A 12,061-nucleotide genomic window follows, 5' to 3' on the forward strand; every position below is an offset into this window, starting at 1 on the left:
ACTTTATATGGATATCAAGACTGCCCTGAACCGTATCGTCGGTCATCTGGATCTGACCACCGAAGAAATGCGCGATGTGATGCGCGACATCATGACCGGTCAGTGCACCGAGGCGCAGATTGGCGCGTTCATGATGGGCATGCGCATGAAAAGCGAAAGCATCGACGAGATCGTCGGTGCCGTAACAGTCATGCGCGAGCTGGCCGACAAGGTTGAACTCAAGACCCTGGACGGCGTGGTCGACATTGTCGGCACTGGCGGCGATGGCGCGAATATCTTTAACGTCTCCACAGCTTCCGCCCTGGTGATTGCGGCCGCAGGCTGCACTGTTGCCAAACACGGTAACCGCGCGGTGTCGGGCAAAAGCGGCAGCGCTGATTTGCTGGAAGCGGCCGGGGTGTATTTGAACCTGACGCCGGTGCAGGTCGCCCGTTGTATCGACAGTGTGGGCATCGGTTTCATGTTTGCCCAATCCCATCACGGCGCCATGAAGCACGCGGCCATCCCGCGTCGCGATCTGGGCTTGCGTACTCTGTTCAACATGCTTGGCCCGCTTACGAATCCGGCTGGCGTTGTGCATCAGGTCGTAGGCGTATTCAACCAGGCACTGTGCCGGCCGCTGGCTGAAGTCTTGCAGCGACTGGGAAGCAAGCATGTGCTGGTGGTGCATTCGCAAGATGGCCTGGACGAGTTCAGCCTGGCGGCACCGACCTTTGTTGCAGAGTTGAACAAGGGTGAAATTACTGAGTATTGGGTGCAGCCTGAAGACTTTGGTATCAAGAGCCAGACCCTGTTTGGCCTGGTGGTCGATAGCCCGGAAGAATCGCTGGAATTGATCCGTGACGCCTTGGGCCGTCGCAAAACAGAAGCAGGCCAGAAGGCCGCTGAGATGATCGTGCTCAATGCCGGGGCCGCGTTGTATGCCGCTGATCTTGCCTACACTCTCAAAGAGGGTGTGGCTTTGGCTCACGATGCGCTGCATACAGGTCTGGCTCGGGAAAAACTCGAAGAGCTGGGCGCCTTTACCGCGATCTTCAAGCAGGAGAATCAAGCATGAGTGTGCCTACCGTTCTGGAAAATATTCTGGCACGCAAAGTTCAGGAAGTGGCCGAGCGCAGCGCTCGTGTAAGCCTGGCTGAACTTGAACGTATGGCGGCTCAGGCTGACCCGGTGCGCGGCTTCGCCAGGGCCATGCTGGCGCAGGCCAAGTTGAAACAGCCTGCGGTAATCGCTGAAATCAAAAAAGCTTCGCCAAGCAAGGGCGTAATTCGCGAGCATTTTGTGCCTGCCGAAATTGCCGTTAGTTATGAAAAAGGCGGTGCTACATGCCTGTCTGTCCTGACTGACATTGACTATTTCCTCGGCGCCGATCAGTACCTGCAGCAAGCTCGCGCTGCTTGCAAGCTGCCGGTGATTCGCAAGGACTTCATGATCGACCCGTACCAGATCGTCGAAGCCCGCGCGTTGGGTGCCGACTGCGTACTGTTGATAGTCTCTGCGCTTGATGATGTGAAGATGGCTGAGCTGGCTGCAGTTGCCAAAAGCGTTGGGCTTGATGTGCTGGTCGAAGTGCATGATGGTGATGAACTCGATCGTGCGCTCAAAACCCTCGACACGCCGTTGGTGGGGATCAATAACCGTAACCTGCATACCTTTGATGTCAGCCTGGAAACCACGCTGGATCTGTTGCCACGTGTTCCACGTGATCGATTGGTCATTACCGAGAGCGGGATTCTCAACCGCGCGGATGTGGAACTGATGGAAATCAGCGAAGTGTATTCGTTCCTGGTGGGCGAAGCCTTTATGCGTGCAGAGAACCCGGGTAATGAACTGCAGCGCTTGTTCTTCCCTGAGCGGGTTGTACAAGTCACGGGCTCTACGCTGGATTGACCGGCTCTGCAGGAGCAAGCTTACTCGCGATGGCAGCAGCGCGGCTTTGAAGTTGAGCCGGGTTGCCTGCATCGCGAGACAATTGGTTTGTGCCAGACAAGGACACCTATGCCCCTCATCCAGCAACTCAGCGTAGAAGCAGGCCTCAAGGCCGAGCAGGATTTACTGGCGTCAGTGTGTGCGGGTGAGCTGGACGCTGGCGTCTTGTTCTGGCAACCCACGGACCGTGCCCTGGTGATGCCGCGTCGCTTGAGCCGGTTATCGGGTTTCGAGCAGGCCAGTCTGGAACTGGCGGCCAGTGGCTGGCCCATATTGTTGCGTGAAACCGGCGGCGAGCCGGTGCCTCAGTCAGCGTCGACAATCAACATCGCTCTGGTCTATGCGCCCGCGCGTGCTGAAGGTGATCATGGGCGTATCGAAACGGCCTATCGCCGGTTGTGTGAGCCGATCTGCGATTTATTGACAGAACTGGGGGGCGAGGCGTCTTTGGGCGAAATTGAAGGCGCATTTTGCGATGGCCGTTTCAACGTTAACCTGGACGCGCGAAAGCTGGTCGGCACCGCTCAGCGTTGGCGCCAGAGTCAGGGCGGGCAACGGCCAGTCGGTCTGGTCCACGGCGCGTTACTGGTTGAGAACGAACGTGACTCGATGGTAGCTGCGGTCAATCGGTTCAATCAGTTGTGCGACCTGGATCAGCGCTGTCGTGCCGAGAGTCATATCGCACTGCATGAAGTGTTTGGTGCACCCGATTTCTTTGAGCGTTTGAGCGCCAGTTACCAGCTGATTCTGGCGCCCTTGCTGAAACCTTAGCGTGTACCGAACACCACCATGGTTTTACCTTTGACGTTTACCAGGTTCTGTTCTTCAAGATCCTTGAGCACGCGCCCTACCATCTCACGCGAACAACCGACAATTCTGCCGATCTCCTGACGGGTGATCTTGATTTGCATGCCGTCCGGGTGAGTCATCGCGTCGGGTTGCTTGCACAGTTCCAACAGGCAGCGGGCGACTCGTCCGGTTACGTCAAAAAATGCCAGATCTCCGACTTTGCGCGTGGTGTTGCGCAGTCGTTGGGCTATCTGGCCGCTGATTGCGTAAAGAATTTCCGGTTCTTGCTGAACATACTCTCTGAATTTCGCGTAGCTGATTTCTGCTATCTCGCACTCAGTCTTGGCGCGAACCCATGCGCTGCGGGCCTGCTCTTGTCCGGGCTGCTCAAAAAGACTCAATTCGCCAATGAAGTCGCCGGGGTTGAGATAAGCAATGATCATCTCTCGGCCATCATCGTCCTCAATCACAATCGTGACCGAGCCTTTGATAATGAAAAACAGTGTGTGTGAGTTCTCTCCGGCGCAGATGATGTTGTTCTTGGTCTGGAAGCGTCTGCGTTGGCACTGAGTCAAAAATTTGTCGAAGTTCTTGATCTTGGGTATGGGAGTAAAAGCAACCATGGTTGTATCCCGAAACATGCACAGTAAGGGTTGTATCTATTTTTTTATAACGCGCTGGCTGCCTGGCGCCAGTGATTTGGCGCAAGCTTAACAGACAGATTCTTTACGGTTGTCAGAATTTTCCTGATGCGTCATGCCGGATTGAATAAAGGTTGCAGCGTGGCGGGCGCTCGGTTTCGGGTGCTGTGCTAAGCTGGCGCCCCTTTTAAATCAGTGGAGTCTGGGCGATGAAGGCACGCATTCAATGGGCTGGCGAAGCCATGTTTCTAGGCGAGTCGGGCAGCGGCCACGTCGTTGTGATGGACGGTCCTCCCGAGAGTGGTGGTCGTAACTTGGGTGTTCGGCCGATGGAAATGCTTCTGCTGGGGCTGGGCGGTTGCAGCAACTTCGATGTTGTCAGCATCCTCAAGAAGTCGCGTCAGGCAGTTGAGAGTTGCGAAGCCTTCCTGGAAGCCGAGCGCGCCACTGAAGACCCTAAAGTGTTTACCAAGATTCATCTGCACTTTGTGGTTAAAGGCCGCGGCTTGAAAGAAGCTCAGGTTAAACGTGCCATCGAACTGTCTGCCGAAAAGTATTGCTCAGCGTCGATCATGCTTGGCGCCGCTGGTGTGGCCATCAGCCATGATTATGAAATCATTGAGTTGGGCTGAGTCGCCATTGCGAAGCGCTTTACAGCTGGATATTCACCTGTTCAGCGATGTCACCAGAAATCGTTCGGTTGGACAGCGTGTTCATCTGAAGCACGCAATGCATGAGATCTTTTCCCCGCGCAACAGGGCGTAAGGTTTCAGGAATAAAAAAGGCGGCTACCGAGAGGTAGCCGCCTTTTTATTTGCATGGGAGCTGGCAAGCCAGCACATGCAGTGTTCCAGCGGTAGTTTCAGTCAGAAGCGGTAGGTGCTTTTGGTCATGACTTTGGCCATCAGGCTCATGCCGAACTTCACTGGAGCAGGGAAGCGGAATCCGCCGGCACTGAGTGCAGACTCGGCATGTTGTTCTTCGTCGATGCGCATCTGTTCGAGGATCGCCCGCGATTTCTCATCTTCCGCAGGCAGTTGCTCAAGATGTTCGTTGAGGTGTTTGCACACTTGATCCTCGGTGGCGGCAACAAACCCGAGGCTGACTTTGTCGCTGATCAATCCTGCCGCAGCCCCTATCCCGAAGGACATGCCGTAAAACAGTGGATTGAGCACACTTGGATGGCTGCCCAGTTGGCGGATGCGTTGTTCGCACCAGGCCAGATGGTCAATTTCTTCTTCTGCGGCGTGCTCCATGGCCTGGCGCACATGCGGCAGTTTGGCGGTCAGGGCCTGGCCTTGATACAAGGCCTGGGCACAGACTTCACCGGTATGGTTGATGCGCATTAACCCGGCAACATGGCGGCTTGCCTGGTCGTCCAGCGGGTTTTCAGGCTTGACGATGGCTGGCGACGGGCGATGAGGCTGGCCGCTGAACGGCAGCAAGGTGCGCAGCGCCGTGTCGGCTTGTAACAGAAGACGGTCAATCGGCGAGTAGTGACGTTGGGTAGTCATGCTTACCTCCGGAAAAAATCACGGCGGTCAGTTTACCCCAATCGCGCGCACAGGGTTTGCGCTGGATCATCGGTGAACGTGGGAGCCGGGCGGCGCCCACGATTGAATGCGGTTATTCAATCAGCCCGGCGGCCAGTTCATCTGGCGCTGACCCAGTACATGCATGTGAATGTGGTAGACCGTTTGGCCACCCTGCTCGTTGCAGTTCATCACAACGCGGAAACCGTCTTCACAACCCAGCTCTTTGGCAAGACGTTGTGCGGTAAACAGGACATGCCCCATCAGTGGCTTGTCTTCTTCGGTCAGGTCGTTGAGGGTGCGGATCGGTTTTTTGGGAATGACCAGAAAATGGATCGGCGCTTGTGGGGCAATATCGTGAAATGCCAGCACCTGATCATCTTCGTAGATGATCTTGGCGGGTATTTCACGGTTGATGATTTTGGTGAACAGAGTATCCAAAGCTGTGTCTCCGTGAGTGAAGTCCGGTCCGAGTGTACTCAGGGGCGCGGATTACGCCCAGTGCGGTTAACGCGGGCAGTAGGATTTGTTGATTCCTGCGGCTATTTTTCGCGTCATCCAGCGTGAGAGGACGCGAGGAATGCGGGTTATCCAGCGATTGCGCCGGCCGGGAATGATGATGGCCTTGTTTTTCTCCAGCGCACGTACGGTATAGAGCGCAACTTCTTCGGGCGTCATGGCGCCTTCGCTTTGCTTGACCTTGTCGGCGTTCATTTTGGCTGCGTCGAAAAAGCGGGTCCGCGTGATACCGGGGCAAAGTACCGAGACCTTGATCCCGGTTTTCTTCACTTCTTCGCGCAAGCCTTCGGAGAAATGCAGCACGTACGCTTTACTGGCGAAGTAAGTGCTGAGCCAGGGCCCTGGCTGGAAGGCTGCAATGGAGGACACATTGAGGATTTGCCCGCCACCCTGGACCGCCATCATGTTGCCGATGGCATGACATAAACGGGTGAGCGCCAGCACGTTGAGCTCGATCAGGTCTTGTTCGGCGCTCCAGTCGTGAGCCAGGAAGGGGCCGCAGGTGCCAATGCCCGCGCAATTGACCAGCAGATCGATCTGGCGATCGCCTTCTTCGAGTTCAAGTAAAAATCCGGAAAGACGCAGCGGCTCGCCAAGGTCGCAGGCACGGAACAGTACTTCTACGCCGAAACGCTGGGTCAACTCCAGCGCAATGCTTTCCAGCGCGTCCCGTTGGCGGGCCACAAGAATCAGGCTGCGCCCGCGGCGGGCGAGGGCTTCGGCCAGAGCCAGGCCAATGCCGCTGGAGGCGCCAGTGATTAAAGCGTAACGGGTCATGTTGTTCTCCATCGCAACGGTGCAGTCCGGTGACAATGATGTCCCTGGCGTTAGCGCGTTCATTTAGACGCGCAGTCTACAGGCTGTTGCTGTTGGCTGCGTTGATCAACGAGTCCTGCAGGCCCAGAGCCATGGTGGCGATCAGGGTGAAAATACCCAACACCATGAGAACAATGCTGATCCAGGCCAGAACTTTTACCGCGGTGCTGTTGGGCGGGGGTGGCAAACCGTACTTGTTGGGCCCCGGAGTACCGGGCATTAACAGCATCGCAAGCGTTAGCACCAGATTGGCCACCGGCACCAGGTGCAGCAACAGCATCCACGCGGACCAGTTAAGATCGTGCAGGCGTTGCGCATTGATTCTGAGGTGGACTACCACGAAGGCGAGCGTCAGCGTCGCGCCAAAGGTTATGGCCAGAGTGGGGGATACCTTGGTCGCGAGCAGCACCAGCACTATGACAATGCCGGCGCTGGCTCCCAGAATCAGGCTCCAGGCCAGCAGGCGCATGCGTCCGATCCGGCCGCTGAACCCCAGGGGGTCTAGTGTCGCGTAGTGTTCTTGGGGCGATTTCTCCAGGTTGAGCTCTGTCATGCTGGCTTCCTTGTCCGGGTGTTTTAACAAAAAGCCCGCCATGGTTGGCGGGCTTGGGAGTGTCAGTGGTGTGGCCAGTGCCGGGCCAGCTCTCGTGTCTGGCTGTGCGCCTTGCGATATTCCTCTTCCATGCGTGCGATCAGCTGGTCGGTTGCAGGCAGATCGTTAACGCCTCCTGCGCCCTGGCCGGCAGACCATACGGTTTTCCAGGCCTTGGCTTCTTCATTGAGGGGCTTGAGTTTGGACTCGCCTTTACCTTGAAGTGCGTCGAGGTCGAAACCTGCACTCTCGAGACTTTTGCGCATAAAGTTTGCGGGTACACCCGAGACGGCAGGGGTATGGATGATATCGGCTGCACGGGATGCCAGAAGCATGTCTTTGTATGCGTCAGGCGCGTGGCTTTCCTGGGTGCCGATGAATCGAGTCCCGATGTAGGCAAGGTCTGCGCCCAGGATTTGCGCTGCCAGAATTTCGTGGCCGTGGTTCATGCACCCGGCCAACAGCACGGTCTTGTCGAAAAACTGGCGAATTTCAGCCAGCAGTGCAAAAGGACTCCAGGTTCCTGCATGGCCACCGGCGCCCGCTGCGACTGCAATTAGGCCATCGACCCCGGCCTCTGCTGCTTTTTCGGCGTGACGCCGGGTCGTAACATCGTGGAACACCAGCCCGCCATAGCTATGGACCGCATCTACTACTTCCTTGGCCGCGCCCAGGCTGGTGATGATGATCGGTACTTTGTGCTCGATACAGATCGCCAAGTCAGCCTGTAGCCGTGGGTTGCTGTTATGCACTATCAGGTTAACGGCGTAAGGCGCGGGGTTATCCAATAAGGCCAGGCCCGTTTCTATTTCCTCAAGCCATGCCTTGAAGCCACTACTGTCGCGTTGGTTGAGTGCAGGGAAACTGCCCACCACTCCATTACGGCAGCAGGCCAGCACAAGTTGCGGGTTGGAAATCAGAAACATGGGAGCCGCCACCACCGGCAGGCGCAAGCGTTTTTCGAGCAAAGCGGGCAGTGACATTGGATAACCTCGGCAAGTGACGGGATGTGTTTAGAACGGTTTGACCACTGCCAGAATTACAATCGCCAGCAAGAACACAACGGGCACTTCGTTGAACCAGCGGTAGAACACGTGAGAGCGCTTGTTTTCGCCGCGGGCAAAGCGCTTTACCTGTGCGCCACACATGTGGTGATAGCCGATCAGCAGAATGACCAGTGTCAGCTTGACGTGCATCCAGCCCTGGCTGAAGTAACCGCTCGGATTCAGGCTGATTAACCACCCGCCGAAAATCAGGGTCGCGATCATTGCCGGCCCCATGATGCCGCGATACAGCTTGCGTTCCATGAGGCTGAATCGCTCTTTACTCACGGTGTCTTCGCTTTGTGCGTGGTAAACAAAGAGGCGGGGTAAGTAAAAGAGACCTGCAAACCAGCAGACGATGCTGATGATGTGGAAGGCTTTTAGCCATAGATAAAGCATTTTTAGTTATTCCCAGGTTCACGGTAGATCAAATAGTAGTAGTAGAGCGTCCGGGAGTCACCTTGACGGTTGTCGCAGGGGCGCGCTGTGCCTATTATCGTGGGCTTTCCAGTGGGTTCGTTGAGGGGCAGGTTATGGTCAAGGTCGGTATTGTCGGCGGCACGGGTTACACCGGGGTCGAATTGCTGCGTTTGCTGGCACAGCATCCGCAGGCTGAGGTGGTTGTTATCACCTCTCGATCCGAGGCGGGCCTGCCGGTTGCCGATATGTATCCCAACCTGCGTGGGCATTACGACGGCCTGGCCTTCAGCGTGCCAGACACGCAAGCCCTGGCGGCATGCGATGTGGTGTTTTTTGCCACGCCTCATGGGGTCGCTCACGCGCTGGCCGGCGAACTGCTGGATGCGGGCACCAAGGTGATCGACCTGTCCGCAGACTTCCGCTTGCAGGACGCGGATGAGTGGGCCAAATGGTACGGTCAGCCCCATGGTGCGCCCGGACTCCTCAACGAGGCGGTATATGGCCTCCCGGAAGTGAATCGTGAGCAAATCAAACAGGCGCGCCTGATCGCGGTACCGGGGTGCTATCCCACTGCAACCCAATTGGGTTTCCTTCCATTGCTGGAAGCGGGGCTGGCGGATACTTCGCGGTTGATCGCTGATTGCAAGTCAGGCGTAAGCGGCGCAGGTCGCGGTGCGAGCGTAGGTTCTCTGTACGCCGAAACATCCGAAAGCATGAAGGCGTATGCCGTCAAAGGTCATCGTCATTTGCCTGAAATTCGCCAGGGGTTGCGTCGTGCAGCGGGTAAGGATGTCGGTCTGACATTCGTGCCGCATTTGACGCCGATGATTCGCGGCATTCACTCGACGCTGTATGCCACCGTGGTTGATCGGTCTGTTGACTTGCAGGCACTGTTTGAAAAGCGTTACGCCAATGAGCCTTTTGTCGATGTGATGCCAGCAGGGAGCCATCCGGAAACCCGCAGTGTGCGTGGCGCAAACGTGTGCCGTATTGCGGTGCATCGTCCACAGGATGGCGATCTGGTTGTGGTGCTCTCCGTCATCGACAACCTGGTCAAGGGCGCTTCTGGCCAGGCAGTTCAGAACATGAACATTCTGTTCGGGCTGGATGAGCGTTTGGGCTTGTCTCACGCGGGAATGTTGCCTTAAAGCAGCGTCGGGCTTGATGCGGCAAGCTGTGGCTTGCCGTTGCTACTTATGAATAGTTGACCGCTTTTCTAGGAGAAGCGGATAATGCGCGTCATCACGCATTATGGCGGCACATCGCCGGGAGATAATCAGCATGAGCGTCGAATCCTTCACCCCCATGGCTTTGCAATTCACCGAAGGTGCTGCGCACAAGGTGAAGAGCCTGGTCGATGAAGAGGGTAATGATCGTTTGAAGTTGCGCGTTTTTGTTACGGGCGGCGGTTGTTCCGGTTTTCAGTATGGCTTTACCTTCGATGAAGAAGTGGCCGATGACGACACCATTGTTGAGCGCGAAGGCGTTAGCCTGGTGGTCGATCCGATGAGCTTCCAGTACCTGGCGGGTGCCGAGGTGGATTATCAGGAAGGTCTGGAAGGCTCGCGTTTTGTGATCAAGAACCCGAACGCCACCACGACATGTGGTTGCGGATCATCGTTCTCGATCTGATTACGCAGTACAGGTTTCACACTCAACGCCGCGTAGATTCGCGGCGTTTTGCTGTCTGGGGTTTGTGTGAGCAGGTCAGGCGGGGTAGATGCCGCCCAATACACGCAGGCCGCGAGCACCGGTGACGCTAGGGCGGTTGGTCGGGATGTTTTCCAGGCAGCAGTGCGCCAGCCATGCAAACGCCATGGCCTCGACCCAGTCAGGGTCTACCCCTTTGACCTGGGTGCTGTTGACCCGGGTTTGCGGGAGTAATTGGGCGAGTCGGGTCATCAGGGCCGCATTATGAGCGCCACCCCCGCACACCAGCAGTTCGTCGGTATGGGTTTGCGCCGCTTGCAGTGACTCGACGATGGTCAGAGCTGTGAGCTCTAGCAGCGTTGCTTGCACGTCCTGGGTCGGAAAGGTTGGCAGGGCGAAGAGGTGGTGTTTCAGCCAGTTGAGGTTGAACACTTCCCGGCCAGTACTTTTTGGGCCCTTGGTCTGGAAGAAAGGGTCGCTGAGCAAGGCTTTAAGCAGCAACGGCTCAACTTGTCCACTGGCGGCCCACTGGCCGTTGAGGTCATACAGTTCGCCGCGTTGTTCTTGTATCCAGGCATCCAGCAGGACATTGCCGGGGCCACTATCAAATCCAGCCACAGGGTTCTGTGGAGTGATCAAGCTTAAATTGCTGAACCCTCCTACGTTCAACACCGCTCGATGCTCATGCTCGCCTGTAAACAGGGCTTCATGAAAGGCGGGGACCAAGGGCGCCCCCTGGCCTCCAGCGGCGACATCACGGCGGCGAAAGTCAGCGACGACACAAATATTGGTCAACTCGGCCAATAGCGCGGGGTTACCGATTTGCACGGTATAACCCTGGGCAGGTTCATGCCGGATGGTCTGGCCATGGCTACCGATTGCCCGGATGTCTTGAGGTGAAAGCTGCTGCTGGGCAAGTAGCGCGTTTACGCCTTGAGCCGCCAGTTCGACCCAGTGGTTTTCGGCAATGGCGCAGCGTGCCACTTCGTCAGGACCGCTGGCGCATAAGCCCAGTAACTCGCTGCGCAGGGCGGCTGGCATGGGGATGTAATGGGTAGCGAGCAGTGTGATGCCCGCCCCCATCTCGATTAGGGCTATGTCCATGCCATCAAGGCTGGTGCCGGACATCACGCCTATATAGAGAGCCATCGTTTAACGCTTGCTCGAGGCTAGCAGGGTGGCTTTTTCCTGGTTCATGCGAGCCATTAATGGCTGGCTTTGTTGCAGGAAGCGCGTGCGTTCGGCTTTTGCAATCGGGTCGGCCATTGGCAGCTTCTGGCCTAGCGGATCTACGTGTACACCATTGACCTGGAACTCATAGTGCAAGTGAGGACCAGTGGAGAGCCCCGTTGTACCGATATAGCCAATGACTTGCCCCTGCTTCACCGAGCCCCCGGTTTTAACGCCTTTGGCGAAGCCCTGCATGTGCCCGTAAAGGGTGCGGTAGGTATTGCCGTGTTGAATGATAACGGTATTGCCATAGCCGCCACGGCGGCCCGCGAGTAGTACTTTGCCATCGCCGGCTGCTTTGATCGGTGTGCCGCGCGGAGCTGCGTAATCCACGCCTTTGTGGGCGCGGATCTTGTTGAGGATCGGGTGCTTGCGGCCTGAGGAGAATCGCGAGCTGATACGGGCGAAGTCCACGGGAGTGCGGATGAAAGCCTTGCGCATGCTGCTGCCGTCAGCAGTGTAGTAATTGCTCACGCCTTGCTTGTTTGTATAGCGTACGGCGGTGTACGTCTTGCCGCGGTTAGTAAAGCGCGCCGAGAGGATGTTGCCCGTACCGACCGTTTTACCGTTGGCTACTTTTTGCTCATAGATCACTTCGAACTGGTCGCCAGGGCGAATGTCCTGTGCGAAGTCGATGTCGTAACCAAATACTTTAGCCATATCCATCGTCATGCTGTGCGGCAGGCCGGCGCGTTGGCCTGATGCTGATAACGAGCTAGTGATTACGCCGTGCACATAGGCTGAGCGCACGACTGGCAGGGTGGTAACGCGACGAAATGTATAGCCCTTGGAAGATTTGCTGAGAGTGATGGTTTCGAGGTCGCTAACCTGGCTATGCAGATTATTCAGTTGGCCATCAGGGCCCATTTCAAATTCGAGCTTCTGGCCGTGTTTCAGCTG

General features: G+C 56.7%; 15 protein-coding genes (1 of these 15 running past the window's edge). 6 read left to right on the forward strand and 9 right to left on the reverse strand.

The genetic code is table 11. The features are described from left to right. Positions 1–7 precede the first annotated feature (7 nt). From trpD to AOC04_RS22495, 3 genes are all read left to right on the forward strand, one after another. Positions 8–1,057 (forward strand): anthranilate phosphoribosyltransferase, encoded by a 1,050-nt coding sequence (trpD, locus tag AOC04_RS22485; protein WP_060696736.1) that lies wholly within the window; start codon positions 8–10, stop codon positions 1,055–1,057. Beyond that, the gene (trpC, locus tag AOC04_RS22490; RefSeq protein ID WP_060696737.1) at positions 1,054–1,890 is read left to right on the forward strand and encodes an indole-3-glycerol phosphate synthase TrpC; all 837 of its coding nucleotides are present in this window, start codon (positions 1,054–1,056) and stop codon (positions 1,888–1,890) included. Before trpD ends, trpC begins: the two co-directional genes overlap by 4 nt. Before the next feature lie 108 nt (positions 1,891–1,998). After that, positions 1,999–2,700 (forward strand): lipoate--protein ligase family protein, encoded by a 702-nt coding sequence (locus AOC04_RS22495; protein ID WP_060696738.1) that lies wholly within the window; start codon positions 1,999–2,001, stop codon positions 2,698–2,700. Here the strand turns inward: AOC04_RS22495 and crp are convergent. Next, on the reverse strand, positions 2,697–3,341 hold the full coding sequence (gene crp / locus AOC04_RS22500; protein ID WP_060696739.1) for a cAMP-activated global transcriptional regulator CRP: 645 nt from the start codon (positions 3,339–3,341) through the stop codon (positions 2,697–2,699). The genes AOC04_RS22495 and crp overlap by 4 nt on opposite strands. A 227-nt stretch (positions 3,342–3,568) precedes the next feature. Here crp and AOC04_RS22505 point away from each other — a divergent pair, with 227 nt between their 5' ends. Next, entirely contained in the window at positions 3,569–3,991 is a 423-nt protein-coding gene (locus AOC04_RS22505) for an OsmC family protein (protein WP_003444470.1), read from the forward strand. A gap of 234 nt (positions 3,992–4,225) precedes the next feature. Here the strand turns inward: AOC04_RS22505 and coq7 are convergent, their stop codons facing one another. The 6 genes from coq7 to hemJ all read right to left on the reverse strand — a co-directional run bounded on the left by coq7 (position 4,226) and on the right by hemJ (position 8,260). Then, complete coding sequence (gene coq7 / locus AOC04_RS22510) at positions 4,226–4,873, reverse strand: 2-polyprenyl-3-methyl-6-methoxy-1,4-benzoquinone monooxygenase (protein WP_060696740.1); 648 nt, start codon at positions 4,871–4,873, stop codon at positions 4,226–4,228. Between the two features lie 120 nt (positions 4,874–4,993). Then, positions 4,994–5,332 carry a histidine triad nucleotide-binding protein gene (locus AOC04_RS22515; protein ID WP_060696741.1) on the reverse strand — a complete coding sequence of 113 codons (339 nt, stop codon included), beginning with the start codon at positions 5,330–5,332 and terminating at the stop codon, positions 4,994–4,996. Between the two features lie 66 nt (positions 5,333–5,398). Further along, positions 5,399–6,187: an SDR family NAD(P)-dependent oxidoreductase gene (locus AOC04_RS22520; RefSeq protein ID WP_060696742.1), complete on the reverse strand. Its 789-nt coding sequence runs from the start codon at positions 6,185–6,187 to the stop codon at positions 5,399–5,401. Between the two features lie 76 nt (positions 6,188–6,263). After that, the gene (locus AOC04_RS22525; RefSeq protein ID WP_060696743.1) at positions 6,264–6,779 is read right to left on the reverse strand and encodes a DUF805 domain-containing protein; all 516 of its coding nucleotides are present in this window, start codon (positions 6,777–6,779) and stop codon (positions 6,264–6,266) included. A 62-nt stretch (positions 6,780–6,841) separates the two neighbouring features. Next, complete coding sequence (locus tag AOC04_RS22530; RefSeq protein ID WP_060696744.1) at positions 6,842–7,801, reverse strand: NAD(P)H-dependent flavin oxidoreductase; 960 nt, start codon at positions 7,799–7,801, stop codon at positions 6,842–6,844. 30 nt (positions 7,802–7,831) lie between these two features. Then, the gene (hemJ, locus tag AOC04_RS22535; protein WP_060696745.1) at positions 7,832–8,260 is read right to left on the reverse strand and encodes a protoporphyrinogen oxidase HemJ; all 429 of its coding nucleotides are present in this window, start codon (positions 8,258–8,260) and stop codon (positions 7,832–7,834) included. Between the two features lie 134 nt (positions 8,261–8,394). Between hemJ and argC the strand changes: the two genes are divergently transcribed. Beyond that, complete coding sequence (argC, locus tag AOC04_RS22540) at positions 8,395–9,429, forward strand: N-acetyl-gamma-glutamyl-phosphate reductase (RefSeq protein ID WP_060696746.1); 1,035 nt, start codon at positions 8,395–8,397, stop codon at positions 9,427–9,429. Positions 9,430–9,562: 133 nt separating this feature from the next. Continuing rightward, positions 9,563–9,913: an iron-sulfur cluster insertion protein ErpA gene (gene erpA, locus AOC04_RS22545; RefSeq protein WP_003444456.1), complete on the forward strand. Its 351-nt coding sequence runs from the start codon at positions 9,563–9,565 to the stop codon at positions 9,911–9,913. 75 nt (positions 9,914–9,988) lie between these two features. On the opposite strand, the gene AOC04_RS22550 is transcribed toward erpA, so the two are convergent. Both AOC04_RS22550 and AOC04_RS22555 read right to left on the reverse strand, forming a co-directional pair. Further along, positions 9,989–11,080, reverse strand: a complete 1,092-nt coding sequence (locus AOC04_RS22550; RefSeq protein ID WP_060696747.1) for an anhydro-N-acetylmuramic acid kinase — start codon at positions 11,078–11,080, stop codon at positions 9,989–9,991. A gap of 3 nt (positions 11,081–11,083) precedes the next feature. Beyond that, on the reverse strand, positions 11,084–12,061 hold the 3' portion of the coding sequence (locus AOC04_RS22555; RefSeq protein WP_060696748.1) for a peptidoglycan DD-metalloendopeptidase family protein. 414 nt of this gene lie beyond the right edge of the window; the window shows 978 of its 1,392 coding nt (coding positions 415–1,392); the start codon falls outside the window, past its right edge; its stop codon occupies positions 11,084–11,086.

It is taken from the genome of Pseudomonas versuta (assembly GCF_001294575.1).
GTDB lineage: Bacteria > Pseudomonadota > Gammaproteobacteria > Pseudomonadales > Pseudomonadaceae > Aquipseudomonas > Aquipseudomonas versuta.

What these genes read in the sequence shown, in the direction of transcription:
- argC (WP_060696746.1), top strand. Translation starts at nt 8,395, where the DNA reads ATGGTCAAGGTCGGTATTGTCGGCGGCACGGGTTACACCGGGGTCGAA.
- erpA (WP_003444456.1), top strand. Translation starts at nt 9,563, where the DNA reads ATGAGCGTCGAATCCTTCACCCCCATGGCTTTGCAATTCACCGAAGGT.
- AOC04_RS22530 (WP_060696744.1), bottom strand. Translation starts at nt 7,801, where the DNA reads ATGTCACTGCCCGCTTTGCTCGAAAAACGCTTGCGCCTGCCGGTGGTG.
- crp (WP_060696739.1), bottom strand. Translation starts at nt 3,341, where the DNA reads ATGGTTGCTTTTACTCCCATACCCAAGATCAAGAACTTCGACAAATTT.
- hemJ (WP_060696745.1), bottom strand. Translation starts at nt 8,260, where the DNA reads ATGCTTTATCTATGGCTAAAAGCCTTCCACATCATCAGCATCGTCTGC.
- AOC04_RS22520 (WP_060696742.1), bottom strand. Translation starts at nt 6,187, where the DNA reads ATGACCCGTTACGCTTTAATCACTGGCGCCTCCAGCGGCATTGGCCTG.
- trpC (WP_060696737.1), top strand. Translation starts at nt 1,054, where the DNA reads ATGAGTGTGCCTACCGTTCTGGAAAATATTCTGGCACGCAAAGTTCAG.
- coq7 (WP_060696740.1), bottom strand. Translation starts at nt 4,873, where the DNA reads ATGACTACCCAACGTCACTACTCGCCGATTGACCGTCTTCTGTTACAA.
- AOC04_RS22505 (WP_003444470.1), top strand. Translation starts at nt 3,569, where the DNA reads ATGAAGGCACGCATTCAATGGGCTGGCGAAGCCATGTTTCTAGGCGAG.
- trpD (WP_060696736.1), top strand. Translation starts at nt 8, where the DNA reads ATGGATATCAAGACTGCCCTGAACCGTATCGTCGGTCATCTGGATCTG.
- AOC04_RS22550 (WP_060696747.1), bottom strand. Translation starts at nt 11,080, where the DNA reads ATGGCTCTCTATATAGGCGTGATGTCCGGCACCAGCCTTGATGGCATG.
- AOC04_RS22525 (WP_060696743.1), bottom strand. Translation starts at nt 6,779, where the DNA reads ATGACAGAGCTCAACCTGGAGAAATCGCCCCAAGAACACTACGCGACA.
- AOC04_RS22495 (WP_060696738.1), top strand. Translation starts at nt 1,999, where the DNA reads ATGCCCCTCATCCAGCAACTCAGCGTAGAAGCAGGCCTCAAGGCCGAG.